Source organism: Pseudomonas edaphica (assembly GCF_005863185.1).
Taxonomy (GTDB): Bacteria; Pseudomonadota; Gammaproteobacteria; order Pseudomonadales; family Pseudomonadaceae; genus Aquipseudomonas; species Aquipseudomonas edaphica.
This window is the reverse complement of the sequence record NZ_VBVZ01000001.1, coordinates 17,229-43,009: the sequence shown is the minus strand read 5'-3', so window position 1 is coordinate 43,009 and position 25,781 is coordinate 17,229. Positions and strand designations below refer to the sequence as shown.

General features: G+C 60.1%; 22 protein-coding genes and 1 pseudogene. 11 read left to right on the top strand and 12 right to left on the bottom strand.

Going from position 1 to position 25,781, the window contains the following annotated elements:
• Positions 1-202: 202 nt before the first annotated feature.
• Both aroE and hemF read right to left on the bottom strand, forming a co-directional pair.
• Positions 203-904, bottom strand: a pseudogene (gene aroE, locus FEM54_RS00210) (shikimate dehydrogenase); the annotation flags it as partial.
• Positions 904-1,836, bottom strand: a complete 933-nt coding sequence (gene hemF / locus FEM54_RS00205; RefSeq protein WP_017135151.1) for an oxygen-dependent coproporphyrinogen oxidase — start codon at positions 1,834-1,836, stop codon at positions 904-906. The gene hemF and the pseudogene aroE, both read right to left, overlap by 1 nt.
• A gap of 159 nt (positions 1,837-1,995) precedes the next feature.
• Here hemF and FEM54_RS00200 point away from each other — a divergent pair, with 159 nt between their 5' ends.
• A complete protein-coding gene (locus FEM54_RS00200; RefSeq protein WP_017135150.1) occupies positions 1,996-2,973 on the top strand; it encodes an NADPH:quinone reductase in 978 nt (325 codons plus the stop codon).
• 114 nt (positions 2,974-3,087) lie between these two features.
• On the opposite strand, the gene tsaC is transcribed toward FEM54_RS00200, so the two are convergent.
• The 3 genes from tsaC to FEM54_RS00185 all read right to left on the bottom strand — a co-directional run bounded on the left by tsaC (position 3,088) and on the right by FEM54_RS00185 (position 5,638).
• On the bottom strand, positions 3,088-3,645 hold the full coding sequence (gene tsaC, locus FEM54_RS00195; protein ID WP_017135149.1) for an L-threonylcarbamoyladenylate synthase type 1 TsaC: 558 nt from the start codon (positions 3,643-3,645) through the stop codon (positions 3,088-3,090).
• Positions 3,646-3,703: 58 nt separating this feature from the next.
• Positions 3,704-4,807 carry a DNA-processing protein DprA gene (gene dprA, locus FEM54_RS00190; RefSeq protein WP_138448951.1) on the bottom strand — a complete coding sequence of 368 codons (1,104 nt, stop codon included), beginning with the start codon at positions 4,805-4,807 and terminating at the stop codon, positions 3,704-3,706.
• Between the two features lie 63 nt (positions 4,808-4,870).
• Positions 4,871-5,638, bottom strand: coding sequence for a peptidoglycan-binding protein (locus FEM54_RS00185; protein WP_138448948.1), 768 nt, complete (start codon positions 5,636-5,638; stop codon positions 4,871-4,873).
• A 135-nt stretch (positions 5,639-5,773) separates the two neighbouring features.
• Here FEM54_RS00185 and def point away from each other — a divergent pair, with 135 nt between their 5' ends.
• The 5 genes from def to FEM54_RS00155 all read left to right on the top strand — a co-directional run bounded on the left by def (position 5,774) and on the right by FEM54_RS00155 (position 10,458).
• Positions 5,774-6,280, top strand: a complete 507-nt coding sequence (def, locus tag FEM54_RS00180; protein WP_017135146.1) for a peptide deformylase — start codon at positions 5,774-5,776, stop codon at positions 6,278-6,280.
• 69 nt (positions 6,281-6,349) lie between these two features.
• Complete coding sequence (fmt, locus tag FEM54_RS00175) at positions 6,350-7,303, top strand: methionyl-tRNA formyltransferase (RefSeq protein ID WP_017135145.1); 954 nt, start codon at positions 6,350-6,352, stop codon at positions 7,301-7,303.
• Complete coding sequence (rsmB, locus tag FEM54_RS00170; protein ID WP_017135144.1) at positions 7,300-8,610, top strand: 16S rRNA (cytosine(967)-C(5))-methyltransferase RsmB; 1,311 nt, start codon at positions 7,300-7,302, stop codon at positions 8,608-8,610. Before fmt ends, rsmB begins: the two co-directional genes overlap by 4 nt.
• Before the next feature lie 21 nt (positions 8,611-8,631).
• Entirely contained in the window at positions 8,632-10,005 is a 1,374-nt protein-coding gene (trkA, locus tag FEM54_RS00165; protein ID WP_017135143.1) for a Trk system potassium transporter TrkA, read from the top strand.
• A gap of 141 nt (positions 10,006-10,146) precedes the next feature.
• A complete protein-coding gene (locus tag FEM54_RS00155; protein ID WP_065932011.1) occupies positions 10,147-10,458 on the top strand; it encodes a tetratricopeptide repeat protein in 312 nt (103 codons plus the stop codon).
• Positions 10,459-10,646: 188 nt separating this feature from the next.
• Here the strand turns inward: FEM54_RS00155 and FEM54_RS00150 are convergent, their stop codons facing one another.
• Entirely contained in the window at positions 10,647-11,534 is an 888-nt protein-coding gene (locus tag FEM54_RS00150) for a lysophospholipid acyltransferase (RefSeq protein ID WP_017135141.1), read from the bottom strand.
• 40 nt (positions 11,535-11,574) lie between these two features.
• On the bottom strand, positions 11,575-12,132 hold the full coding sequence (locus FEM54_RS00145) for a DNA-3-methyladenine glycosylase I (protein ID WP_017135140.1): 558 nt from the start codon (positions 12,130-12,132) through the stop codon (positions 11,575-11,577).
• A gap of 81 nt (positions 12,133-12,213) precedes the next feature.
• Between FEM54_RS00145 and glyQ the strand changes: the two genes are divergently transcribed.
• The 4 genes from glyQ (at position 12,214) to FEM54_RS00125 (ending at position 16,610) form a co-directional block, all read left to right on the top strand.
• Positions 12,214-13,167, top strand: coding sequence for a glycine--tRNA ligase subunit alpha (glyQ, locus tag FEM54_RS00140; protein WP_003187265.1), 954 nt, complete (start codon positions 12,214-12,216; stop codon positions 13,165-13,167).
• Positions 13,164-15,218 (top strand): glycine--tRNA ligase subunit beta, encoded by a 2,055-nt coding sequence (gene glyS / locus FEM54_RS00135; protein WP_138448944.1) that lies wholly within the window; start codon positions 13,164-13,166, stop codon positions 15,216-15,218. Before glyQ ends, glyS begins: the two co-directional genes overlap by 4 nt.
• Before the next feature lie 2 nt (positions 15,219-15,220).
• Complete coding sequence (gene gmhB, locus FEM54_RS00130; protein WP_169987925.1) at positions 15,221-15,757, top strand: D-glycero-beta-D-manno-heptose 1,7-bisphosphate 7-phosphatase; 537 nt, start codon at positions 15,221-15,223, stop codon at positions 15,755-15,757.
• 82 nt (positions 15,758-15,839) lie between these two features.
• On the top strand, positions 15,840-16,610 hold the full coding sequence (locus FEM54_RS00125) for a lysophospholipid acyltransferase family protein (RefSeq protein ID WP_017135137.1): 771 nt from the start codon (positions 15,840-15,842) through the stop codon (positions 16,608-16,610).
• Positions 16,611-16,791: 181 nt separating this feature from the next.
• Here the strand turns inward: FEM54_RS00125 and FEM54_RS00120 are convergent, their stop codons facing one another.
• Positions 16,792-19,071: a CHASE2 domain-containing protein gene (locus FEM54_RS00120; protein WP_138448942.1), complete on the bottom strand. Its 2,280-nt coding sequence runs from the start codon at positions 19,069-19,071 to the stop codon at positions 16,792-16,794.
• Positions 19,072-19,074: 3 nt separating this feature from the next.
• The gene (locus tag FEM54_RS00115) at positions 19,075-20,004 is read right to left on the bottom strand and encodes a FecR family protein (protein WP_138448940.1); all 930 of its coding nucleotides are present in this window, start codon (positions 20,002-20,004) and stop codon (positions 19,075-19,077) included.
• A gap of 293 nt (positions 20,005-20,297) precedes the next feature.
• Between FEM54_RS00115 and FEM54_RS00110 the strand changes: the two genes are divergently transcribed.
• Positions 20,298-21,020 (top strand): response regulator transcription factor, encoded by a 723-nt coding sequence (locus FEM54_RS00110; protein ID WP_138448938.1) that lies wholly within the window; start codon positions 20,298-20,300, stop codon positions 21,018-21,020.
• Positions 21,021-21,124: 104 nt separating this feature from the next.
• Here the strand turns inward: FEM54_RS00110 and gyrB are convergent, their stop codons facing one another.
• The 3 genes from gyrB to dnaN are packed head-to-tail and all read right to left on the bottom strand — an operon-like array spanning position 21,125 to position 25,774.
• Positions 21,125-23,542 (bottom strand): DNA topoisomerase (ATP-hydrolyzing) subunit B, encoded by a 2,418-nt coding sequence (gene gyrB / locus FEM54_RS00105; protein WP_017135133.1) that lies wholly within the window; start codon positions 23,540-23,542, stop codon positions 21,125-21,127.
• A gap of 4 nt (positions 23,543-23,546) precedes the next feature.
• Positions 23,547-24,650, bottom strand: a complete 1,104-nt coding sequence (gene recF, locus FEM54_RS00100; RefSeq protein WP_017135132.1) for a DNA replication/repair protein RecF — start codon at positions 24,648-24,650, stop codon at positions 23,547-23,549.
• A 20-nt stretch (positions 24,651-24,670) separates the two neighbouring features.
• Positions 24,671-25,774, bottom strand: coding sequence for a DNA polymerase III subunit beta (gene dnaN, locus FEM54_RS00095; RefSeq protein ID WP_017135131.1), 1,104 nt, complete (start codon positions 25,772-25,774; stop codon positions 24,671-24,673).
• Between the last annotated feature and the right edge of the window lie 7 nt (positions 25,775-25,781).

Genomic DNA, 25,781 nt, shown 5'->3' with positions numbered 1-25,781 from the left:
TGGCTTGCCTGCGATGGCGGTGTATCAGATACAGATGTGCTGGCTGATTCACCGCCATCGCAGGCAAGCCAGCTCCCACAGTTTTAACCGTGTTTATTCTTCAAAATGGATGGGGCATTTATCGGCCCCTTCCAGCTTTTTCAGTTCCTCGACGACTTGCGGCCGCGCCCGGCGCAACGTCAGGCTACGCCCCATACCCGCCAACCGCCGCGCCTTGCTCAGCAGCCCAGCGACAGAACGCTGTTGGCTCCTTGGCGTACATCATGTCGTAGCAAAAGGTCTTGCCCGGTTCGATCAGGCTGCCGGCAATCGGCGGTACATCGCCTGACAGGCTGGCAGACGTGGCATTGATGATCACGTCCACCGGCTCACGCAGCCAATCGAAACCGCTGGCCGACACCGGCCCCAAATCGTCGAACAGCTCGGCAAGCAGTTCGGCTTTTTCAACGGTGCGGTTGGCGATGATCAGCGACGCAGGTTGCTCAGCCAGTAATGGCTCCAACGCCCCGCGTACGGCGCCACCGGCGCCCAGCAGCAGGATGCGTTTGCCTTGCAGGCTAAGCCCGGCGTTCACCGTGAGGTCGCGCACCAGGCCGGCGCCGTCGGTGTTGTCGCCCAGCAAGGTGCCGTCGGCAAGCTTGCTCAGGGTGTTCACAGCGCCTGCGCGCTGGGCGCGTTCGGTCAAGCTGTTGGCCAGGCGGTAGGCGTCTTCCTTGAACGGCACGGTGACGTTGGCGCCACGGCCTTGTGCAAAGAACTCACGGGCACAGCCGGTGAAATCCTCCAGCGGCGCGAGCAGGGTGCTGTAGTCCAGTTGCTCACCGGTCTGCTCGGCGAACATGCGGTGAATCAACGGCGACTTGCTGTGGCCAATGGGGTTGCCGAACACCACATAACGGTCCATCAGACAGCCGCCTTGGGCGCAGCAAGGCCCAACCAGTCGCGGTCTTGCAGGTAGTAATCAGTGAGGCGCGCTTCTTCGCTGTCGGCTTCGGCTTTCCAGTCGTAGCTCCAGCGTACTTGCGGCGGCAGCGACATCAGGATCGACTCGGTACGCCCGCCCGATTGCAGGCCGAACAGGGTGCCCCGGTCGTAGACCAGGTTGAATTCGACGTAGCGGCCACGACGGAATTCCTGGAATTGGCGCTGCTGCTCGGTGTAAGCCATGGCCTTGCGACGCTGCACGATCGGCAGGTAGGCGTCGATGTAGGCATCGCCGATGGCACGGATGAAGGCGAAGCAGGTGTCAAAGCCCCACTCGTTCAAGTCATCGAAGAACAGGCCGCCGATGCCGCGCGGTTCGTTGCGGTGCTTGATATGGAAGTAGGTGTCGCACCAGGCCTTGTAGCGCGAATACACATCCGCGCCAAACGGCGCACAGGCCTGCTCGGCCACGCGATGCCAGTGGATGCAGTCTTCTTCATTGCCGTAGTAGGGCGTGAGGTCGAAGCCGCCACCGAACCACCACACCGGCTCTTCGCCGTCTTTTTCGGCGATGAAAAAGCGCACGTTGGCGTGGGACGTCGGCACATGCGGGTTGTGCGGGTGGATCACCAGCGACACGCCGAGGGCTTCAAAGCCACGCCCAGCCAGTTCCGGGCGATGCGCGCTGGCGGACGGTGGCAGGCCACTGCCGAAGACGTGGGAAAAGTTGACGCCGCCTTTTTCGATCACCGAACCGTTTTCGATCACACGGGTGCGACCGCCGCCGCCGGCAGGCCGGGTCCAGGCGTCTTCGATAAAGCGAGTATCCGTCTCGAAGGTTTCCAGGGCGCTGCAAATGCGGTCTTGCAGGTCAAGCAGGTAGGCCTTTACAGCCTCGGTGCGGGTAGTCATGGCATCACCTTGAATCGGGCAAAGCTACGCGAGGCCATTGGGCGTCGGCGGCAAATGGGCGCACAGGATACCACTGCACCCGACCGCGCCGCAGTTGACGAAGATCAAGCTTAGGAGTGGGATAGGGGGCTACGCGATTCGACCTCAGGAGAAGTGCAGATGGCCAAACGTATCCAGTTCAGCGCCCATGGTGGCCCCGAAGTGCTTGAGTATGTGGACTACACCCCGGCAGAACCTGGGCCACAGCAGGTTCGTGTGCGGAACGAGGCCATCGGCCTGAACTTCATCGACACCTATTTCCGCAGCGGCCTGTATGCGCCGCCAGCCTTGCCGTCGGGCCTTGGCGCAGAAGGCGCTGGCGTGGTGGATGCGGTTGGCAGCGAGGTCACGCAGTTCAAGGTCGGTGACCGCGTGGCCTACGGCAGTGGCCCACTGGGTGCGTACAGCCAACTGCATGTGTTGCCTGCCGCCAACCTGGTGCACTTGCCCGACGCTATCAGCTTCGAACAGGCGGCTGGCGCGATGCTCAAGGGCCTGACCGTGCAGTACCTGCTGCGTCAGACCTACGAGTTGAAGGGTGGCGAAACCATTCTGTTCCACGCCGCTGCCGGTGGCGTGGGCTCCCTGGCCTGCCAATGGGCCAAGGCACTGGGCGTGAAGCTGATCGGCACCGTGAGTTCGCCGGAAAAAGCCGCACTGGCCAAATCCCTCGGCGCCTGGGAAACCATCGACTACAGCAAGGAAAACGTCGCACAGCGCGTGCTGGAATTGACCGACGGCAAAAAAGTCCCGGTGGTGTACGACGGCGTTGGCAAAGATACCTGGCTGACCTCGCTGGACAGCGTGGCGCCACGGGGTTTAGTGGTGAGTTTCGGCAATGCGTCGGGCGCGGTGGATGGCGTGAACCTGGGGATTCTGGCGGCGAAGGGCTCGTTGTATGTCACTCGGCCGACACTGGCGACTTACGCCAGCAACCCGAAAGACTTGCAGGCGATGGCCGATGATCTGTTCTCGATGATCAAGAGCGGCAAGGTGCGTATTGATATCAACCAGCGGTTTGCGCTGGCGGATGCGGCGAAGGCGCAGACGGAGTTGTCGGGGCGCAGGACGACCGGGTCGACCATTTTGCTGCCATAAGTCTCTAAGATCTTCCGCGTTTGTAAGGGCCCCATCGCGGGCAAGCCCGCTCCCACATTTGGAATGCACTCCCCTGTGGGAGCCGGGCTTGCCCGCGATGGCCGCGCCTCGGTCTCAAGACGGCCGCACTACCTCACCCGTCGCCAAATCGCGAATCAGGCTGGGGTTCTTGCGCCCACCCAGGGCACCACCCAGCACCAAATCCACTTGGCCACGGAAATACTGCTCCACGCGAATGCGCGTACGCGCCGCCGGGCGGCCTTGCGGGTTGGCTGAGGTAGAGATCAACGGCCCCACCTGCGCGCATAAATCCCTAACCAACGGATGATCACTGACCCGCAGCGCCACGGTGTCATGCACACCGGTCACCCATTCCGGCAACATGCCCTGATGCGGCACCAGCCAGGTATTCGGCCCCGGCCAGGTGCTGGCCATGCGGTCGATCCAGGTGTCCGGGAAGTCTTCAAACAGAAAATCGAACTGACGGATATTGTCCGCCACCAGGATCAGCCCCTTGTCGACCGAGCGATTCTTGATCGCCAGCAGCCGGTCCACCGCGTCTTCATTCCACGGGTCGCAGCCCAGGCCCCAGACCGCTTCGGTCGGATAGGCAATCACCGCGCCTGCGCGAATTTCTCGTGCGGCTTCCAGCACACGCCACCTGTTGACCATTGCTCACTCTCCGGACTAAAGCTGTGGGCAGTTTACCGATGTTCTTTGCAAAAACTAATTACATAAGCGGGCCGCGCGCAAGCCAGCGCCCGCTTTCGCAGATCACCTGGCCCTCAAGCTCAAGCTCGGTAAGCGCCGCCAGTGTGTGGGACAACGGCCGCCCGCTGGCAATCGCCAAGGCCTCGCTGGTGAGGGGCGCCGCGTGCAACAGCGCCACCAGCGGATGGGTGACCGGCATCGGCGCCGGGCGGGACAACGCCTGCCAACCGCGCAAGCCGTCCAGGATGTGCTCGATGGACTCCACCAGCGTCGCACCGTCGCGAATCAACTGATGGCAGCCCTTGGCGCCCGGATGATGAATGGAACCCGGAATCGCATACACCTCACGCCCTTGCTCGGCGGCAAGCTTGGCGGTGATCAGCGAACCACTGGCCATGCTGGCTTCCACCACCAGCCCCCCCAGCGACAGGCCGCTGATAATCCGGTTGCGCCGTGGAAAGTTGGCGGCCTGGGGCGCGGCGTCCAGCGGAAACTCGGAAACCACCGCGCTGCCCTGGGCAATCATCGCGGCGGCGAGCTGGCGGTGGCGTTGTGGATAAAAATTTTCGAGGCCGGTGCCGAGCACGCCGATTGTCTGCCCCCCGACATCTAATGCCGCTTGGTGCGCAGCACCGTCGATGCCCAAGGCCAAGCCACTGGTGATGACAAAACCGGCGCTTGCCAGGCTGCGCGAAAAGGCGGCGGCAGTGTCCATCCCAGGGCGTGATGCACGGCGACTGCCGACCATGGCCAACTGCGGCTTTTCGAGAATGCTTGGCTCGCCGGCAACGAATAATAACGGCGGTGCATCGTCGATCTGCGTCAGTAACGCAGGGTACTCAGGCTGGTCCCACATCAGTAAATGCTGGGCCGGGCGCTCCAACCATGCGAGCGCATCACTGGCGCCATCTCGAATTTCAGGGCTGCGCCTGGCATCGGCGCTAATGGGTGGCAACCCGAGAGAACGCCAGGCACTCGCCGGGGCGCTGATGGCCTTGGAGGCAGAACCAAATGCGTCAATCAATACACGAAAACGCTTGGGGCCCAGTTCCGGCAGCCTGTGCAAGCGTAGTCGGGCTTCCAGTTCTGCAGGGGAAATTTCAGGGCTGTTTGTCGGATACATTTGATCGTCCTTGATCTGAACAAGCTGTGGATAACTCTGTTGGTAACTTATTTAGCAGGCTATTTATTGCGTTTGTCGGGCAGTCTCGAATCGATCCATGACCGCGAGTGAACGCGAGGCTCTGAGCACCAGGCCATAACTGAGTTTTTCGTAGGTGCGAAACACCAGCAGCGTGCCAGCATCTTCATCGGGGAGTTGGGCCGGGGCGCCAGAGAGGCTGTCGCGTACGCTCACGCCGGCCTTGATCACCGTGAGCAGGTGGCCTTCGGCCAGACCGTCACGGCGGCCCTTGTTCAAGGTCACGGCATCCATTACGCCGATCTGGGTGACACCCTTGGGAATATCGATAATATGCCCTTCGATGAAAGGCGCAGGCTCCCGGTTAGCCCATTCGACGGGCGGTTCGGCACGCAGCAAGCGGTCGCCTGGGCGCACTTCCTGGGTCACCCTTTGCACGGCCAGGGTGCTGAGGTCGCCCGCCAATACAAAGCGTGCGCTGCCGATGTCGTCGGCATTGATGCCCAGCAGCTCCTGGGTTTGCGGGTCGGTGTAGGTTTTGCCGCGACGAAAGATCCCATAGTCCGGCTGGGCCGGGTCCAGGTCACCGCGGGCATGCACGCGCTCACCGTTGGCGCCCAGGACTCGCCCCGCGTCGGCGGCAACAATGTAAGGGGCGTTGTCCAGGTCCTGGGGTGTATCGAAAATGCGGTTGTGCAGCAAGAAGTGGCGGATGGCCTGTTGCGTCGCCTGTTCCAGGCGCGGGCCGGGCTGGGAAACCAGGGCCATGGCGAGCGGCGCCCACAACAGCAAGACGAGTAGCGATTTCCTCATGGGGTCAATCTCCTTTATTATGTGCGTTCGCGTGAAATGCCAGAGCCTTAGCGGCTTTCGAACCTTTCACACCGGCGGTCTGGGTCCATCCCAACGCCGATTTGCCTCTACCTCACATGTGCAGCAATTACGCTTATGGCTATTTTGAACATCCTCGAATTTCCCGACTCGCGCCTGCGCACGATCGCCAAACCGGTGGCCGTAGTGGACGACAAGGTTCGTCAGTTGGTCGATGACATGTTTGAAACAATGTATGAAGCCCCGGGCATCGGCCTCGCCGCGACCCAGGTCAACGTGCATCAGCGCGTCGTGGTCATGGACCTGTCGGAAGATCGCAGCGAGCCGCGGGTGTTTATCAACCCCGAGTTCGAACCGCTGACCGAAGAGATGGGCGAATACCAGGAAGGCTGCCTGTCAGTGCCGGAGTTCTACGAGAACGTCGAACGCCCGCTGCGCGTGAAGATCAAGGCCCTGGACCGTGACGGCAAGCCCTACGAACTGATCGCCGAAGGCTTGCTGGCAGTGTGCATTCAGCATGAATGCGACCACCTCAACGGCAAGCTGTTTGTTGATTACCTGTCCACGCTTAAACGCGACCGGATCAAGAAGAAGCTGGAAAAAAAGCATCGCCAGCAAGCTTGATGCCCTTCTTCCAAAGGCTTGCTGCGGCAAGCCTTTTTCTTTTGTGACTGTTTTTAACCGAGAACTCCCATGACCGAGCCACTGCGCATTGTTTTTGCCGGCACTCCCGAATTCGCTGCCGAACACCTCAAGGCGCTGCTTGCCAGCCCTTATGACATCGTGGCGGTGTACACCCAGCCGGATCGCCCGGCCGGTCGCGGGCAAAAACTGATGCCAAGCCCGGTCAAGCAGTTGGCGCTTGAGCACAACATCCCTGTGCTGCAACCGCCAACCCTGCGCAATGCCGATGCCCAGGCGGAACTGGCGGCGTTGAAGCCCGACTTGCTGGTGGTAGTGGCTTACGGTTTGATCCTGCCCCAAGCCGTGCTGGATATCCCGCGCCTGGGCTGCATCAACAGCCACGCTTCGTTGCTGCCGCGTTGGCGCGGTGCGGCGCCGATCCAGCGCGCCGTCGAAGCCGGTGACCTTGAAAGCGGTGTGACCGTGATGCGCATGGAGGCGGGTCTGGATACCGGCCCGATGCTGCTCAAGGTTGCCACCCCAATCACGGCTGAAGACACCGGCGGCAGCCTGCACGACCGCTTGGCCGAACTTGGCCCGCCCGCCGTGATCCAGGCCATTGCTGGCCTGGCGGCCGGCACGCTGGAAGGCGAAGTACAGGACGACAGCCTCGCCACCTACGCACACAAACTGAATAAAGACGAAGCGCGTATCGACTGGAACCTCCCGGCCGTTGAGCTGGAACGCCTGGTGCGTGCCTTCAACCCGTGGCCGATCTGCCACAGCACCCTCAATGGCGAAGCGTTGAAAGTGCTGGCCGCCACCTTGGTGGATGGCAAAGGTGCTCCGGGTGAAATCATCGGCGCCAGCAAGGACGGCCTGTTGGTCGCCTGCGGTGAGCAGGCGCTGTGCCTGACCCGCCTGCAATTGCCCGGCGGCAAGGCGCTTAATTTCAGCGACTTGTTCAACAGCCGTCGTGAGAAATTTGCCTTGGGCACGGTTCTCGGGGCGGTCGCTCAATGAACCCGCGTCTGGCCGCCGCCAAGGCGCTCGCTGCCGTACTCAACGGCAAGGCTTCGCTGAACAGTTCGTTGCCTACACAAATGGACAAGGTTGAAGACCGTGATCGCGGTTTCACCCAGGACCTGGCCTTTGGCACCGCCCGCTGGCAGCCGCGCTTGTCGGCCCTGGCGGCCAAGCTGCTGCAAAAGCCGTTCAAGGCCGCCGACGCCGATGTAGAGGCGCTGCTGCTGGTCGGCCTTTATCAACTGCTCTACACCCGCGTGCCCGCGCATGCCGCCATCGGTGAAACCGTCGGCTGCGCCGACAAGCTGAAGAAGCCGTGGGCCAAGGCCTTGCTCAATGCCGTACTGCGTCGCGCCCAGCGTGAAAGCGAAGCGCTGCTGGCCGAACTGGAACATGACCCGGTGGTGCGCACAGCGCACCCGCGCTGGCTGCAAAAATCCCTGAAAGCCTTCTGGCCCGAGCAATGGGAAGCCATTTGCGCCGCCAATAATGCGCACCCGCCGATGATTTTGCGGGTCAACCGTCGCCACCACAGCCGTGACGCCTACCTGCAATTGCTCACCGGTGCCGGCATCAACGCCGCGCCGTGCGTGTACAGCGTCGACGGCATCGTGCTGGAAGCGGCCACCGACGTGCGCAGCCTGCCGGGCTTTGCCGAAGGCTGGATCAGCGTGCAGGACGAAGCCGCACAATTGGCCGCCGACCTGCTCGACCTGGCCCCAGGCCAACGCGTACTGGACGCCTGCTGCGCGCCGGGCGGTAAGACGTGTCACATTCTGGAAGTCGAAAAAGACCTGGCCGGTGTAGTCGCCGTCGACCTGGAAGCCAAGCGCCTTGTGCGCGTGCGTGAAAACCTTGCACGCCTGGGCCTGAGCGCCGAGCTGATCGCCGCCGACGGCCGCGACACCGCCACGTGGTGGGACGGCAAGCCGTTCCAGCGCATCCTGCTCGACGCGCCATGTTCCGCCACTGGCGTGATCCGCCGTCACCCGGATATCAAGCTCACCCGCCAACCCGACGACATCGCCGCCCTGGCCGTGCTGCAAGGCGAACTGCTCGATGCAATGTGGCCAACGCTGGAAGTCGGCGGCATCCTGCTCTACGCCACGTGCTCCACGCTGCCGACAGAAAATACCGAGGTGATCCAAGCCTTCCTCGCCCGCACCAGTGGCGCACGGGAGCTGGACCTCGCCACGGCGGCCGGTATCAAGCAGCCCCACGGCCGCCAACTGCTCGCGCAGGAAGGCGGACACGATGGCTTCTATTACGCCAAACTGATCAAGATTGCTGCCGCGCGCGGCTAATGGGTTTAAGGGAGTGACCGGATGAAAATCATCATCCTTGGTGCAGGGCAGGTCGGCGGCACACTGGCCGAACATTTGGCCAGCGAAGCCAACGACATCACCGTGGTCGACACCGACAGCGAGCGCCTGCGCAACCTGGGCGACCGCCTGGACATCCGCACCGTACAAGGCCGTGCGTCATTCCCGACGGTGCTGCGCCAGGCCGGTGCCGACGATGCCGATATGCTGGTGGCGGTGACCAACAGTGACGAGACCAACATGGTCGCCTGCCAAGTCGCCCATACCCTGTTTCACACGCCCACCAAGATCGCTCGCGTGCGCGAAGCCGCCTACCTGACCCGCGCCGGTCTGTTCGACAACGATGCGATTCCGGTGGATGTGCTGATCAGCCCTGAACAAGTGGTGACCCACTACATCAAGCGCCTGATCGAAATTCCCGGTGCCTTGCAGGTCATCGACTTTGCCGAAGGCAAGGCGCAACTGGTGGCGGTAAAGGCTTATTACGGCGGGCCACTGGTGGGCCAGCAACTGCGCCAACTGCGCGAACACATGCCGAATGTGGAAACCCGCGTGGCGGCGATTTTCCGTCGCGACCGGCCGATCCTGCCCCAGGGCGATACGGTGATCGAAGCGGACGACGAAGTGTTTTTCATCGCTGCCAAAGCGAATATTCGCGCGGTGATGAGCGAAATGCGTCGGCTCGATGAGAGCTACAAACGCATCGTCATTGCCGGCGGCGGGCAGATCGGCGAGCGCCTGGCCGAGGCCATCGAAAGCCGCTACCAAGTGAAGATCATCGAGATGAACCCGACACGCTGCCGGCATTTGTCCGACACCCTCGACAGCACCGTGGTCCTGCAAGGCAGCGCCTCGGACCGTGACCTGCTGATGGAAGAAAACATCGCCGACGCCGATATCTTCCTGGCCCTGACCAACGACGACGAGGCCAACATCATGTCCTCGTTGCTGGCCAAGCGGCTGGGGGCGAAGAAGGTGATGACCATCATCAACAACCCGGCCTACGTCGACCTGATCCAGGGCGGCGACATCGACATCGCCATCAGCCCGCAGTTGGCCACCATCGGCACCTTGCTGGCCCACGTGCGCCGTGGCGATATCGTCAGCGTGCACTCCCTGCGCCGGGGCGCGGCGGAAGCCATTGAGGCGATTGCCCATGGTGATTCAAAGTCGAGCAAGGTGATCGGCAAGGCGATCCGCGATATCGGCCTGCCGCCGGGCACCACCATTGGTGCGATTATTCGTGATGAAGAAGTGATCATCGCCCATGACGACACGATGATCGCCACGGGTGACCATGTGATTCTGTTCCTTGTGGATAAAAAGCACATTCGCGATGTGGAGAAGCTGTTTCACGTGGGGCTGAGTTTTTTCTAGGCAGGAATATTTCATTGTGGCGAGGGAGCTTGCTCCCGCTCGAGTGCGAAGCGCTCGCAAAATGTTGGGGGACTGCTGCGCAATCCAACGGGAGCAAGCTCCCTCGCCACAACAGCCTTTTTTCGCTCAAGGTGATAATAAATGCTCGAATCCCTGGAAAAAATGCTCGCCAAGGGTGTGGATAATTCATTGCTGCGCTTTGGCTTGGGTAAGGGTTATCTGGACTTGAAGGACAACGCCAAGGCGGCCGAGCATTTGCAGAAATGCGTCGAGTTCGACCCGAAGTATTCGGCGGCGTGGAAGCTGTTGGGCAAGGCTCAGCAAGGGCAGGGTGATAACGCTGCAGCACGGTTAGCGTGGGAAAAGGGCATAGAAGCAGCCCTGGCACATGGCGACAAACAGGCTGAAAAAGAGATGACGGTGTTCCTGAAGAAACTCGATCGCCTGGCCTGAATTGATCCCTGTGGGAGCTGGCTTGCCTGCGATAGCATCACCTCGGTATGGCTGAAAAACCGAGTTTATGATCGTTCCCACGCTCTGCGTGGGAATGCAGCCCTGGGCGCTCTGCGCCTGCCCTTAAAACCGTGACGCGGAGCGTCACAGGCGGCGTTCCCACGCGGAGCGTGGGAACGATCACGTGGTCAGTACCAGCGCTCTTCACCCGGCGGGCGTTTCTTGAAGCGCTTCATGCTCCACATGTACTGGCTCGGGTAGGCGCCGACATAACGCTCCACCACCTTGCTCATCGCCGCGCAGGAGGTAGCCGTGTCGGTGCTGTACATATCTTCCGGCGCTGCTTCCAGAATCACTTTGTAACCCGAACCGTCCGGCAGCCTCAGGGCATGCAGGAACACGCCAACAGCCTTGTGGCCTGCGAGCATGTTCGGCACAAACTTGCTGGTCAGCGCCTGGGTGGCGAAAAACGGCACGAAGATGCCCGCAGATTCCGCCGGCTCCGGGTCAGCCGGAATACCCACCTGACCACCTTTGCGCACTTCCTTGATCACACTGAGGATGCCTTCCTTGGTGGACGCCGCCACGCGGTTACCCAACTGCACCCGCTGTTTTTGCAGCAACTCATCCACCGCCTTGAGCTTGGGCGGGCGGTAGAAAATGATCGGTTTGCACTGGTTGCAATAGAAGTGGTTCAACACTTCCCAGTTGCCCAGGTGGCTGGTGATACCAACCACGCCTTTGCCCGAGGCCAATGCCTCATGCAGCACTTCCAGGCCTTCGACTTCGCGCACCAGGTCGATGGAACGCTGTGCCGGCCAGATCCAGGCGCAGGCGCTTTCGGTCAGCGACTTGCCGATGTCCATCAGGCTTTGGCCCACCAGACGCTCGCGGGCGGCCGGGTCCATGTCCGGGAAGCATTTGGAGAGGTTGATCCGCACCGTGTCGCGGGAGCGGTTGGGGGTTTTCCACATGATCCAGCCAATCGCCGTGCCGACGGCCTGTACAGCGCGCCAGGGCAGCAGGGCAAACAACCGAAGAGCGCCTACCAGCAAGGCGCCTTTAAACTTTTCCACAGGTCACTCCTGATCGTGTGTGGTGCGCAAAGCGGGCATTCTAACCGGCGTTGGCCAAGTCCGCGTAACGGTCGCAGTCCTGAGTGTGGTCCATGACCATTCCCGAGGCCTGCATGAACGCGTAGCAGATGGTCGGGCCGACGAAGGTGAAACCGGCTTTTTTCAACGCTTTACTCATGGCTTCAGCCTCGGGGGTAATCGCCGGGACTTGGCTGCGATCGGTAAAGTGATTGACCTTGGGCACGCCGCCAACAAAGGACCAGAGCAACCCCACCGGATCTTCCAGCGCCAGCCAGGCGGCGGCGTTGCGGCGGGTGGCGTTGAGCTTTAGGCGGTTACGCACGATGCCTGGATCGAGCATCAGTGCTTCGATTTCAGCATCGGTCAGCCTGGCCAAACGCTGCGCATCAAAGCCGAACAAGACCTTTCGATAATGCTCGCGTTTGCGTAAAACGGTGATCCAGGACAGGCCCGCCTGGAACCCTTCGAGCAAAAGCAACTCGAACAAACCCTGCGCATCGCGCAGCGGCGTTCCCCACTCCTGATCGTGATAAGCCATGTACAGCGGATCTTCAGAACACCAAAAGCAGCGTGGCATAAGGCTCCAGGGAGTGGTGGCAGGGCCGAATCGGGTATACTCCCGCTCTTTAAATCGCAGCCCAAGTAACAGGTGAATTTCGTGAGCCAGCCTACGCCAGCCGTGCGTACCTTCCAAGACTTGATCCTCGCCCTCCAGCAATACTGGGCCGAGCAAGGTTGTGTGGTACTTCAGCCCTACGATATGGAAGTAGGCGCCGGCACTTTCCACACCGCTACATTCCTGCGGGCCATCGGCCCGGAAACCTGGAACGCCGCTTATGTGCAGCCCAGTCGTCGCCCGACTGACGGCCGCTACGGCGAAAACCCGAACCGTCTGCAGCACTACTACCAGTTCCAGGTGGTATTGAAGCCGAACCCGGATAACTTCCAGGAGCTGTACCTGGGCTCGCTGAAACATGTCGGCCTGGACCCACTGGTGCACGACATCCGTTTCGTCGAAGACAACTGGGAATCGCCAACTTTGGGCGCCTGGGGCCTGGGCTGGGAAGTCTGGCTCAATGGCATGGAAGTGACGCAGTTCACGTACTTCCAGCAAGCCGGCGGCATCGAGTGCTACCCGGTGACCGGCGAGATCACCTACGGTCTCGAGCGCCTGGCCATGTACCTGCAAGGCGTGGATTCGGTCTACGACCTGGTGTGGGCTGACGGCCCGTTCGGCAAAGTCACCTACGGCGACGTGTTCCACCAGAACGAAGTGGAGCAATCCACTTACAACTTCGAACACGCCAACGTCGACAAGCTGTTCGAACTGTTCGACTTCTATGAAAGCGAAGCCAAGCGCCTGATCGAACTCGACCAGCCGCTGCCGTTGCCGAGCTATGAAATGGTGTTGAAGGCTTCCCATACCTTCAACCTGCTGGACGCCCGCCGTGCCATCTCGGTGACCGCGCGCCAGCAATACATCCTGCGTGTACGCACCCTGGCGCGTTCCGTCGCCCAAGCCTACCTGCTGGCTCGCGCCAAGCTGGGCTTCCCGATGGCAACCCCGGACCTGCGTGATGAAGTGTTGGCTAAGCTGGAGGCTGCACAATGAGTGCTCAAGATTTCCTGGTTGAACTGGGCACCGAAGAGCTGCCACCCAAGGCACTGAACACCCTGGCCGATGCGTTCCTGGCCGGTATCGAAAAAGGCCTGCACAGCGCTGGCCTGAAGTTCGCCGCGAAAAAAGTCTACGCCGCGCCACGTCGCCTGGCGGTGTTGCTGACCGCGCTGGAAACCCAGCAGCCGGACCGCAGCATCAACCTCGACGGCCCACCGCGCCAGGCGGCTTTTGATGCTGAAGGCAATCCGACTCAAGCCGCCCTTGGTTTTGCCAAGAAGTGTGGCGTCGAGCTGAGCGAGATCGACCAGAGCGGCCCGAAACTGCGTTTCAGCCAGGTCATCACCGGCAAGCCAACGGCAAGCCTGTTGCCGACCATCGTTGAAGACTCCCTGAACGACTTGCCTATTCCCAAGCGCATGCGCTGGGGTGCTCGCAAGGAAGAGTTCGTGCGCCCAACTCAGTGGCTGGTGATGTTGCTCGGCGACCAAGTCATCGACTGCACGATCCTCGCCCAGAAGGCTGGCCGTGATTCCCGTGGTCACCGCTTCCACCATCCAGAAGCCGTGCGCATCACCTCGCCGGCCAACTACGCCGCCGACCTGCGTGCCGCTTACGTGTTGGCCGATGCCAACGAGCGTCGCGAGCTGATCAGCAAGCGCACCGAAGAGCTGGCCCGCCTGCAGGAAGGCACCGCCATCGTGCCGCCAAGCCTGCTCGACGAAGTGACCGCGCTGGTTGAATGGCCGGTGCCGCTGGTGTGCTCGTTCGAGGAGCGTTTCCTCGACGTGCCGCAAGAAGCGCTGATCACCACCATGCAGGACAACCAGAAGTATTTCTGCCTGCTGGATGTGGACGGTAAGCTGCTGCCGCGTTTTATCACCGTGGCCAACATCGAAAGCAAAGACCCGCAGCAGATCATCGCCGGTAACGAGAAAGTCGTGCGCCCGCGCCTGACTGACGCCGAGTTCTTCTTCAAGCAAGACAAGAAGCAGAAGCTCGAAGACTTCAACCTGCGCCTGCAAAACGTGGTGTTCCAGGAAAAACTCGGCAGCGTCTACGACAAGGCCGTGCGCGTTTCCAAGCTGGCCGCCTACATTGCCCCACGCATTGGCGGTGACGCTGCCTGGGCAGCCCGCGCTGGCTTGCTGTCCAAGTGCGACCTGGCCACCGAAATGGTCGGCGAGTTCCCGGAGATGCAAGGCGTCGCCGGTTACTACTACGCCCTCAACGACAGCGAACCGGACGATGTGGCCCTGGCTCTGAACGAGCAGTACATGCCGCGCGGCGCTGGCGCTGAGCTGCCGAGCACCCTGACCGGTGCGGCCGTGGCCATCGCCGACAAGCTGGACACCCTCGTCGGCATCTTCGGTATCGGCATGTTGCCTACCGGCAGCAAAGACCCGTATGCCCTGCGCCGTGCGGCCCTGGGCGTGCTGCGTATCCTGATCGACAAAAAGCTCGACCTCGACCTGACCCAGGCCGTGGTGTTTGCAGTCGGCCAGTTTGGCGCCAAGGTCAAGCAAGCCGGGTTGGCCGAGCAAGTGCTGGAGTTTGTGTTCGACCGCCTGCGTGCGCGTTATGAAGACGAAGGCGTGGACGTTTCCGTCTACCTGTCGGTACGTGCCCTGCAACCGGGCTCGGCATTGGACTTCGATCAGCGCGTACAGGCCGTGCAAGCCTTCCGCAAGCTGCCGGAAGCCGATGCCCTGGCCGCCGTGAACAAGCGTGTGTCGAACCTGCTGAGCAAGGCCGACAACCTCGGCAGTGCCGAAGTCGACCCTGGCCTGTTTGCCGATGCCAAGGAGTTTTCGTTGAACTCGGCCATCGCCAAAGCGGAAAACGCGGTGAAGCCGCTGCTCGCCGAACGCAATTACGCCGAAGCACTGGCGCGCCTGGCCACCTTGCGTGAGCCGGTGGATGCGTTCTTTGAAGCGGTGATGATCAATGCCGAAGATGCTGGTGTGCGGAAAAACCGCTACGCCATGCTGGCACGCCTGCGCGGCTTGTTCATCAACATCGCTGACATTTCTGTACTGGGCTGACCATGTTGAAACTGCTGATTCTCGATCGGGACGGAGTGATCAATTACGACTCCGACGCTTACATCAAGTCGGTGGCGGAATGGATTCCACTGCCCGGCTCGATCGAGGCCATCGCGCAGTTGAGCAAAGCCGGCTGGACGGTGGCCATCGCCACCAACCAGTCCGGCATCGCCCGCGGTTATTACGACATCGCCACCCTGGACGCCATGCACGCGCGTTTGCGCGCGTTAGTGACCGAGCAGGGCGGTGAGGTGGGGCTGGTGGTGTACTGCCCCCACGGGCCGGATGAGGGCTGCGAGTGCCGCAAACCCAAGCCTGGCATGTTGAAAACCATTGCAGAACATTACAAGGTGCCGTTAGCTGGGCTATGGTTCGTCGGGGACAGCCTCGGTGACCTGGAGGCGGCCAAAGCCGTCGACTCTCAGCCAGTTTTGGTTAAGACCGGGAAAGGCGAAAAGACCCAGGCGAAAAACCTGCCGGTAGGCACTCTGATTTTTGACGATCTGGCGGCGGTTGCCGCAGAACTTATTAACAACTAGCCGCCCTCGACTTCCTGAACAAGGATTGCTCGGGAGTGTGCTTTTAGCAGGCGGGCCATGTCCCGCAACGGTAAATGCTGCCATGTCGATTTTGCAGGCCATCAGAACCTTCTTCTTTTACCTGCTGCTGGGCACCAGTTCGTTTCTGTGGTGCACCCTGAGCTTTTTTATCGCGCCGTTCCTGCCGTTCAAGGCGCGTTATCGCTTTATCAATGTCTATTGGTGTCGCTGTGCGTTGTGGCTGACCAAGGTATTCCTGGGCATCCGTTTCGAGATCAAGGGCGCTGAAAACGTCCCGGACCAGCCCTGCGTGATTCTGTCGAATCACCAGAGCACGTGGGAAACGTTCTTCCTGTCCGCGTACTTCTCGCCTCTGAGCCAAGTGCTTAAGCGTGAGCTGCTGTACGTGCCGTTCTTCGGCTGGGCGATGGCCATGCTGCGGCCGATCGCCATCGACCGTGACAACCCCAAGGCGGCGCTCAAACACGTGGCCAAGAAGGGTGACGAGCTGCTCAAGGATGGTGTTTGGGTGCTGATCTTCCCGGAAGGTACGCGTGTGCCGTTTGGCACCGTGGGCAAGTTCTCGCGCGGCGGTACTGCATTAGCGGTCAACGCCCATCTGCCCGTGCTGCCGATTGCGCACAACGCCGGCAAGTTCTGGCCGAAGACCGGGTGGGCCAAGCGTGAAGGCACTATCACTGTGGTCATTGGCGAGCCCATGTACGCCGAAGGTGAAGGGCCACGCGCCATTGCCGCACTCAATGACCGCGCACAGGCGTGGAATGAAGCGCAGCAACGGGCCATGGGTTCGCTGCCTCCAGAGCCGGTTGTAGTCGAGACACCTGCGATTTAGTGATCTGTGGATAACCTGTGTACGGTTTGTTGGCGAAATGGTGTTTTTGCCTCATAACAAGCTGATTTACTTACATATTTCCAAAGCTCATAAAATCGCGAAAAACGTGCATAAGTTTTTCCCGCATAAAAAAACCGGTCCTTGTGACCGGTTTTTTATGCACCGTGAAAAAGTACGTTTTTCAATCCTCGAGTAACGGCAGTTGCAGGCTGAAAGTCGAACCCTTACCCACCTCGCTTTCACATTGAATGCGACCGCCATGGCGCTCCACTACAGCTTTGACCATGGTCAACCCCAACCCCAAACCTTCACTGCCTTGGGCCGAATCGAAGCGTCGGTATTGGCTGAATAGCTCGGGCAAATCCTCTGGCGCAATACCGGGTCCTTGATCGCTGATGCGGCATTCCAGCCATCCTTGCGCGCTGCCGTGGCTCAAGGTGACGGTAGTACCGGAAGGGGAATACTTGATCGCATTCTCCAGCACGTTGAACAACGCTCGGGTCAGCAGCGATTGATCGGCGTACACCATGCCTTCATCGGCTTCGTCCAGATCATGAACCAGGTGGATGCCTTTAAGTTGGCCAATGACCGCCACTTGATCGAAGGCATCCATAACCAGCATGGCAAACAGCGTGGGCTGAAACTGGTAGCCATCGGCCTCAGCTTTGGCCAGTTGTACGAAGGATTCAGTCAGGCTCAGCGCGCGCCTGACCTGTTGCTCGATCTGAGCAAACACCGGCGACTCACCGCCATGCACATCCAGCAGCGCCAGGATCGCCGAGTGTGGCGCACGCAGGTCATGGGACAGGAAGCGCAGCATGGTTTCGCGGTGCTGCTGCGCTTCGCGCTCTTTGCTCAAGTCTGTGAGGCTCATCAGCCAGCCGAGGGCGACGTCGCCTTCAGCCGGCAGCAAAGGGGCAAGCTCAATGCGCAGGCTGCGCTGATGGATGTCGCGAAACTCAACGAGTTCCAGCGCTGAGAGAGCAGGGCGCACGCCATTGTGCAGCGGCGGATAACCCAGGTCGCCGAGTTGTTCGAGGAGGTTTTGGTTGACCAACTCATTACTGAACACCTCACGTGCAATCCGGTTGGCCAGCAGGATGCTGCCTTTGGGGTCGGTAATCAGCGTGGCCACCGGCAGGCACTCCAGACCGTCGGCCATAAACCGCCGGGTATCGCGTGTACGGCTTACCGCTTGTTCCAGGGCAAAGATCCGCGCTTGCAGCACATCGCCCTTGCTCGCGGGCGCTCGACGACGCTCGGGCAGTACTTTGGGTTCGTTATCCAGCCGCGCAAGCTCCCAGCCGAAGTAGGCCAGGATCACGCTGAGGCGCCGCCAATTCCATATCAGGTAGCTGAGCAGCAAACCAATCAGGCACGCGGCCGGTGACCACCAGTGGCCCTGGCGCAGCAACACCCACGCGCCGAGCAATGCGGTGGCCATGCAGCCCAGGGTCATCCAGAGCGCGTAGCGTGAGCGATACAACAACAGGCCCAGTAACAATGCCACCCAGGCAGTCGCCATCAAGGCCGACACCGCGCCGGGTAGATCAACGATGCTGCGCCCTTGCAGCAGGCCGTTGAGCACGTTGGCCTGGATCTCAACACCCGCCGTGGTGCCGACAGTCGAGGAGAGTGGGGTGACGAAACGATCGCCCATGCCGGACGCAGTGGCGCCTACCAGAATAAGCCGACCCCGCAGCCGTTCAGGTTCGACCTCACCGCGTATAACGCTGGCGTAGGAGACCGTAGGAAAGCGGGTGTCGGCAGCGATGAACGGGATCCGAATGGCGTGCTCCCGGTGCCAGGACGGGTTAATCGGTTGCTGGGGTTCTCCTGGCATCTCAGAGGCCTGGCCGCTCAATGTATAGGCCACCCACGCCAACTGCGGCGTGGTGTCACCGGGTGGGCCTTCACGCATAAACAGACTGCGCACCACGCCGTCACTGTCGGCTTCAACATTGATATGCCCGAGACCTTTAGCACACTTGAGCAGCGGCAACATTTGCGCGTCCGGCGTGCTGTAGTTCGCCGCTTCCTCACGCAGCAACGGCAGTACCACGTTGCCGGCGTTGCACACGGCGGCTGCCAGGCGTCGGTCGTTGGCAGGCACACCGGGCTCACTGAAGATCACATCGAAGAGGATGGCCGCTGGCTGCGCGGCGCTCAGGCGGTCGATCAGGTCGGCGTGCAAACTGCGCGGCCAGGGCCAGCGGCCCAACTCTTTCAGGCTAGGATCGTCAATGGTCACCAGCACGATGCGCGGGTCTACCGGCAACGGCGCCAGGCGCCTGAGGCTGTCATACAGCGGGTTGTTCAGCGCCAGGCCCGGGCTCAACGAGAGGTAGGCCGTCATTGGCAATAACAGCAAACCTATCCACAACCACTCGCGCACCAGGCCGTGGAACAAGCGCTGGGCATGAGTGGGCTGGCGTTTCTCGGCCTTGTGCCAAAGCATCATGGGTTAACCATCGCTGGCCTGTACCTGAGTGGCGGGTGGGTAATAGAAGATGTCATAGACCCCGGTTTCTCCCTCCAGGCCCTGCGCGTCGTAGGCGGACAAACGCACGTGGTAAAACGATGCTTTGAGCCCAGTGAAGCGCATTTTCGGCTCACTGGAAAAATTTTCCTGCTTGATGTTCATAAAGGCTGAGTCGGTCGCGACTTGGGCGCGGTAGCGCTGTGCACCAGGTAATGGCCGCAGGTACAGGCTCCAGACTGGCGACTGACCTTTTTGGCCGTCCTGGCCGATTAATACAGGCGCGGGCAAAAGCGCCACGGGCTTGAGTTCACCTTGTTGTCTGATCAGCAGACCTTGGCGTGCGTCCACCTTCACTTCGGCTGCGGCGTTGCCTGCTGCACGGTTAACCGCTACCTGGCCATTCAGCACCTCCAGCACGGATTGCTCGCCGTCATTGCGCACGCGAAAGTGCGTGCCACGCACGCCCAGAACGCCGACGGGCGTCACGATCTGAAAACGGTCGTAGTCACTGGCCCGTTTGATCACATAGGTCTCGACCTGGCCCTGTTCCAGAATGACCTGGGGAATCGCCTGTTTTTCCACCCAGTGCAGCCGCACCTGTGAACTGGAGGGCAGCACCACACTGGAACCATCACCCAGGCGCAGGCTGACGAAAGCCGATGTCGAAGTCTTCACGCCTTCTTGCTCATCAATGCTCATCCCTTCCAGTAGAGGCTGCGCCCCGCCTTTGGCATCGAGCTTCCAGGCTTCCCCCGTCAAATGCTGCACAACTGCTGGCAACGGGTGCGCACGGCACAGGAACGGCTCGTCAATATAAGCAGGGCGATAGGGCGTTGCAGCCTGGGCTGTACTGATGACCAGAGCCAGTAACGCGGGTAGGGCACAGCATAATCGATAGGCAGAACAGGTCATGGAGCTGATCACCCGAGTAGTTTCAGACGGCATCTGACCTCAGCACATACAGGTCTACGGCAGCGCATGTGTCGGCTGATCCTTTTCCTCAAGGGTAGGAGCCGGTATCTTTCGCTTGGTAGGTACGCAAGACTTTAAACGGGTTTACGGCCCTTTGATATCAGCGTACCGATAGATCCTGTGAGCATTGAGTCTGGCCATAATTATTCAGATTCAACCACAGGCATCTGTGCATTACCTACGCGATTGAACAGACCGTCGGCTGTCGTATTTTTTGTAGAAAGGACCCACCCATGCGTGTCGCAATACTGGACGACGAACCCGCTGAATTGCGTCGGGTTGAACAGACGCTGCGACAGATCCCCAGCACCGCAGAGCAACCCTGGTCCCTGCATTTCTTCGAACGCGGTGAAGACCTGCTGCGCCAACTGCGCCGCGAAACCTTTGACCTGTTGATCCTCGACTGGCAACTGCCGGACATCACAGGCATCGCATTGTTGCGCTGGACCCGCGAGCACATGGACTCACCACCCGCCGTAATCATGTTGACCAGCCGCGATGCCGAGAGCGATATCGTCACCGCACTCAACAGCGGGGCGGATGATTACGTCAGCAAGCCGTTTCGGCCAAACGAACTCAAGGCTCGGGTCAACGCCGTGCTACGCCGCCATGGGCTGCAAAAGCCAGCGACTAATGAGGTGCAGAGTTTCAACGACCTGACCTTTGATGATGCCGAACTGACGGTGACGCGCGCGGGTAAGCCGATCAATCTCACTGAGCGTGAATACCGCCTGGCCAGTTGCTTGTTCGCCAACCTGGCTCGGCCACTGTCTCGGGAATACCTGTATGAGAGGTTTTGGAGCCATGAAGAAATGGTCTCCTCACGGCCACTGGATACACATATTTATCGGCTGCGTAACAAGCTGGGGTTGACCGCCGACCGGGGCTGGCAGCTGCTGACCATCTACGGGTATGGCTATCGGTTGGAGAGTGTGGCGGCTGCCGCCCAAAGCTAAAAACGCTGATGTTCCACGTGGAGCAATTGTAAAACGCCTAAGTTTCACCCAATAAAAAAGGCCAACGCTGAGCGTTGGCCTTTTTGTTTTAGCGGGTAGCCTGATCAGAAGTCCAGGTTGGACACCGCCAAGGCGTTGCTCTCGATGAAGTCACGGCGAGGCTCGACCGCATCACCCATCAGGGTGTTGAAGATCTGGTCTGCGCCAATGGCGTCTTCGATGGTCACGCGCAGCATGCGACGCTGAGCAGGATCCATGGTGGTTTCCCACAGTTGATCCGGGTTCATCTCGCCCAGACCTTTGTATCGCTGGATGGTGTGGCGCTTGGTGCTTTCGGCCATCAACCAGTCCAGGGCTTCCTTGAACTCCTTGACCGCTTTCTTACGCTCACCACGCTGGATATAAGCACCGTCGTCCAACAGGGTGCTCAATTGCGCGCCGAGGGTAACCACGGTCTTATAGTCGTTGCTGCCGAAGAAGTCGCGGTTGAAGGTGACGTAGTTCGACAGGCCGTGGGAGATCAGTTCAACCTCAGGCAGCCACACGTTACGTTCACGGTCTTCACGCAAGCTGGCTTTGTAAACCAGGCCAGACTTCTCGACGGTGCGCAGACGTACTTCGTACTGAGCCAGCCAATTCTGCATGTGGGCGTGATCGCCCAACTGCTCCAGGCTCACGGAAGGCAGGTAGATGAAGTGCTCGGTCAGCTCCTGAGGGTACAGGCGCGACAGACGCTTGAGGGTCTTCATTACCATGCGGAAGTCGTTAACCAAACGCTCCAGCGCCTCACCGGAAATGCCCGGGGCTTCGTCGTTCAAGTGCAGGCTGGCATCTTCCAGGGCCGACTGCGTCATGTACTCTTCCATGGCGTCGTCGTCTTTGATGTACTGCTCTTGCTTGCCCTTTTTCACTTTGTACAACGGCGGCTGAGCGATGTAGATGTAGCCACGCTCGATCAGCTCCGGCAACTGACGGAAGAAGAAGGTCAGCAGCAGGGTACGGATGTGCGAACCGTCGACGTCAGCATCGGTCATGATGATGATGTTGTGGTAACGCAGTTTGTCGATGTTGTACTCATCGCGGCCAATACCGCAGCCCAACGCCGTGATCAAGGTGCCGACTTCCTGAGAGGAAATCATCTTGTCGAAGCGGGCCTTCTCGACGTTGAGGATCTTACCCTTCAACGGCAGGATAGCCTGGGTGCGACGGTTACGACCCTGCTTGGCGGAACCGCCAGCAGAGTCACCTTCCACCAGGTACAGTTCGGAGAGGGCAGGGTCCTTCTCCTGGCAGTCAGCCAGTTTGCCCGGCAGGCCGGCGATATCCAACGCGCCTTTACGGCGGGTCATCTCACGGGCTTTACGCGCCGCTTCACGGGCACGCGCCGCGTCGATCATCTTGCCGACGACCAGCTTGGCTTCGTTCGGGTTTTCCAGCAGGAAGTCGGAGAAGTACTTGCCCATCTCCTGTTCCACTGCGGTCTTCACTTCGGAAGACACCAGCTTGTCTTTGGTCTGGGAGCTGAACTTTGGATCCGGCACTTTCACCGAGATAATCGCCGTCAGGCCTTCACGCGCATCGTCACCGGTAGTGGCCACTTTGTGCTTCTTGGCCAAGCCTTCCGCTTCGATGTAGGTGTTCAGGTTACGCGTCAGTGCGGAACGGAAACCCACCAAGTGAGTACCGCCGTCGCGCTGTGGAATGTTGTTGGTGAAGCACAACAGGTTCTCGTTGAAGCTGTCGTTCCACTGCAGGGCGATTTCAACGCCGATACCGTCTTCACGCTGGATGTTGAAGTGGAACACCTGGTTGACCGCAGTCTTGTTGGTGTTCAGGTACTCAACGAACGCACGCAAGCCGCCTTCGTACTTGAACAACTCTTCCTTGCCGCTGCGCTCGTCCTTGAGGACGATACCCACACCGGAGTTAAGGAACGACAGTTCACGAATACGCTTGGCCAGGATGTCCCAACTGAAGTGGATATTCTTGAAGGTTTCTGCCGAAGGCTTGAAGTGGATCTGCGTACCGGTGGATTCACTGTCGCCAACGATTTTCATCGGCTCTTGTGGAACACCGTGGACGTAGGTCTGTTCCCAGATCTTGCCGCTACGGCGAACAGTCAGGATAAGCTCTTCGGACAGAGCGTTCACCACCGACACACCTACACCGTGCAAACCGCCGGAGACTTTATAGGAGTTGTCGTCGAACTTACCGCCGGCGTGAAGCACGGTCATGATGACCTCTGCCGCCGATACGCCTTCTTCTTTGTGCACATCGACCGGAATACCGCGACCGTTGTCGCGCACGGTGATGGACTCATCCGGGTGGATGATAATGCTGATGTCGTCGCAGTGACCGGCCAAAGCTTCGTCGATGGAGTTGTCGACCACCTCGAACACCATGTGGTGCAGACCGCTACCATCATCGGTGTCGCCGATGTACATACCGGGACGTTTGCGTACGGCATCCAAACCTTTCAGCACTTTAATGCTGGTCGAGTCGTACGTGTTTTCTTCGCTCATGCCTTCACTCCCGATGGTCGTGGGTCTGGGTGATACGGCCCTGTTCCACGTGGAACAAAGCGACTGGCGTTTCCGTCTGCCAGCCTTCCCTCAATAATTCGTGGTCTACACAGGTGATAAACACCTGGCAGCGTAAGTCTTCCAACAAGCGGCATAACGCGCGGCGGTGCTGCTCGTCGAGTTCGGACGGCAAGTCATCCACCAGATAAATACACTGACCGCGCCGGGCTTGGCTAACCAAATGCCCTTGGGCAATACGCAGTGCACACACCACCAACTTTTGCTGACCGCGGGACAAAATATCCGCGGCATTGTGTGCGCCTAATCTAAGGCGCAAGTCAGCACGTTGTGGGCCTGCCTGGGTATGGCCAATTTGCTGATCCCGCTGCAAGGACGTGGCGAGCACTGCGCTCAGCTCACGTTCTTTATCCCAACCACGGTAGTAGCTCAGCGTCAGGCCCTCGAGATCCAACAACTCACTCAAGGTCTGCTCAAAGACTGGTTTCAAGGCTTTGATATAGACGCGGCGGTATTCATCTATTTCGTCACTGGCCAGGCACAGTTCCCGGTCCCAGGCCGCTTGCGAAGCGGCGTCAAGTGTACCATGCCGCAGCCATGAGTTCCGCTGCCGCAGGGCCTTCTGCAGGCGCTGCCAAGTGGCCATGAAGCGCGGTTCCACGTGGAACACTCCCCAATCGAGGAACTGCCTGCGGATTTTCGGTGCACCTTCCAAAAGGCGAAAGCTGTCTGGGTTGATCAGTTGCAGCGGCAGGATTTCTGCCAACTGTGCAGCACTGCGAGCATTTTGCCCGTCAATGCGAATCTGGAAATCACCGCCGCGATCTCGAGATATCCCCAGGGCGCTGTGCCCACCTTCTGCCAGTTCAACCTGGCCAAACACGGTGCAAGCCAGTTGTTCGTATTGAATCACCGGCAACAAGCGAGCACTACGGAAGGAACGGGCAAGCCCAAGCAAATGGACGGCTTCCAGCACGCTGGTTTTGCCGCTGCCGTTGGCGCCGTAAAGGATATTGATGCGGGGGGAGGGGGAGAAGGTCACCGGGTGCAGATTGCGCACCGCGGTGACCGAGACGCGACTGAGGGACATCTAGCTTCTGCTGAGCATGATTACAGGCGCATCGGCATAACAACGTAAGCCGAGTCGTCGTTGTCGGATTCTTGCACCAGGGCACTGCTGTTGGAGTCCGACAGAATCAGGCGAACCTGCTCGGTGGTCATCACGCCCAGTACGTCCAGCAGGTAGCTCACGTTAAAGCCGATCTCCAGCGAGCCGCCATTGTAGTCAACGCCGACTTCTTCTTCCGCTTCTTCCTGCTCCGGGTTATTGGCCTGGATCTTCAACTGACCGTTGGCCAGTTGCAGACGAATACCACGGTACTTTTCGTTAGACAGAATCGCGGTACGGCTGAACGCTTCACGCAGCGCCTGACGATCGCCGATTACCAGCTTGTCGCCACCTTTTGGCAGCACACGCTCGTAATCCGGGAATTTGCCGTCAACCAGCTTGGACGTGAAGGTGAATTCGCCGGTGGTGGCGCGGATGTGGTGCTGACCCAGGACGATGCTGACATTGCCATCCGGCTCGGTGAGCAGACGCGCCAGTTCCAGAATACCTTTACGCGGCACGATGACCTGGTGACGGTCCGGCTGGCCGATGTCAGCACGCATCGAGCACATGGCCAGGCGGTGACCGTCGGTAGCCACTGCACGGATAACGCCTTCAGCGACCTCCAGCAACATGCCGTTGAGGTAGTAACGCACGTCCTGCTGGGCCATGGCGAAGCTGGTGCGTTCGATCAAACGGCGCAGCTTGCTTTGGTCCAGGCTGCAGGTCAGCGAACCTGGGCCTTCTTCGACGGTAGGGAAGTCATTGGCTGGCAAGGTCGACAGCGTAAAACGGCTGCGACCGGCCTTGACCACCAACTTCTGCTCATCAACCTTGATGTCGATCAGCGCATCGTTGGGCAGGCTCTTGCAGATGTCCATCAGCTTACGTGCCGGCACAGTGATTTCGCCGGGCTCAGCCGGTTCTTCCAGCTGCACACGACCCACCAGTTCGACTTCCAGGTCGGTACCGGTCAAGGACAATTGCTGGCCTTCGACCACCAGCAATACGTTGGAAAGCACCGGCAAGGTCTGTCGGCGCTCGACGACGCCTGCGACCAGTTGCAGGGGTTTCAACAGGGCTTCGCGTTGAATGGTGAAATGCATGGTCTAG

Excerpts from the sequence above, each read along its gene's own strand:
- FEM54_RS00110 (WP_138448938.1), top strand. The coding sequence starts at position 20,298 with ATGCGTGTCGCAATACTGGACGACGAACCCGCTGAATTGCGTCGGGTT.
- tsaC (WP_017135149.1), bottom strand. The coding sequence starts at position 3,645 with ATGGTCAACAGGTGGCGTGTGCTGGAAGCCGCACGAGAAATTCGCGCA.
- hemF (WP_017135151.1), bottom strand. The coding sequence starts at position 1,836 with ATGACTACCCGCACCGAGGCTGTAAAGGCCTACCTGCTTGACCTGCAA.
- rsmB (WP_017135144.1), top strand. The coding sequence starts at position 7,300 with ATGAACCCGCGTCTGGCCGCCGCCAAGGCGCTCGCTGCCGTACTCAAC.
- recF (WP_017135132.1), bottom strand. The coding sequence starts at position 24,650 with ATGTCCCTCAGTCGCGTCTCGGTCACCGCGGTGCGCAATCTGCACCCG.
- fmt (WP_017135145.1), top strand. The coding sequence starts at position 6,350 with ATGACCGAGCCACTGCGCATTGTTTTTGCCGGCACTCCCGAATTCGCT.
- FEM54_RS00145 (WP_017135140.1), bottom strand. The coding sequence starts at position 12,132 with ATGCCACGCTGCTTTTGGTGTTCTGAAGATCCGCTGTACATGGCTTAT.
- gmhB (WP_169987925.1), top strand. The coding sequence starts at position 15,221 with ATGTTGAAACTGCTGATTCTCGATCGGGACGGAGTGATCAATTACGAC.
- glyS (WP_138448944.1), top strand. The coding sequence starts at position 13,164 with ATGAGTGCTCAAGATTTCCTGGTTGAACTGGGCACCGAAGAGCTGCCA.
- FEM54_RS00200 (WP_017135150.1), top strand. The coding sequence starts at position 1,996 with ATGGCCAAACGTATCCAGTTCAGCGCCCATGGTGGCCCCGAAGTGCTT.
- FEM54_RS00120 (WP_138448942.1), bottom strand. The coding sequence starts at position 19,071 with ATGATGCTTTGGCACAAGGCCGAGAAACGCCAGCCCACTCATGCCCAG.
- dnaN (WP_017135131.1), bottom strand. The coding sequence starts at position 25,774 with ATGCATTTCACCATTCAACGCGAAGCCCTGTTGAAACCCCTGCAACTG.
- FEM54_RS00125 (WP_017135137.1), top strand. The coding sequence starts at position 15,840 with ATGTCGATTTTGCAGGCCATCAGAACCTTCTTCTTTTACCTGCTGCTG.
- gyrB (WP_017135133.1), bottom strand. The coding sequence starts at position 23,542 with ATGAGCGAAGAAAACACGTACGACTCGACCAGCATTAAAGTGCTGAAA.
- FEM54_RS00155 (WP_065932011.1), top strand. The coding sequence starts at position 10,147 with ATGCTCGAATCCCTGGAAAAAATGCTCGCCAAGGGTGTGGATAATTCA.
- dprA (WP_138448951.1), bottom strand. The coding sequence starts at position 4,807 with ATGTATCCGACAAACAGCCCTGAAATTTCCCCTGCAGAACTGGAAGCC.
- trkA (WP_017135143.1), top strand. The coding sequence starts at position 8,632 with ATGAAAATCATCATCCTTGGTGCAGGGCAGGTCGGCGGCACACTGGCC.
- FEM54_RS00185 (WP_138448948.1), bottom strand. The coding sequence starts at position 5,638 with ATGAGGAAATCGCTACTCGTCTTGCTGTTGTGGGCGCCGCTCGCCATG.
- FEM54_RS00115 (WP_138448940.1), bottom strand. The coding sequence starts at position 20,004 with ATGACCTGTTCTGCCTATCGATTATGCTGTGCCCTACCCGCGTTACTG.
- def (WP_017135146.1), top strand. The coding sequence starts at position 5,774 with ATGGCTATTTTGAACATCCTCGAATTTCCCGACTCGCGCCTGCGCACG.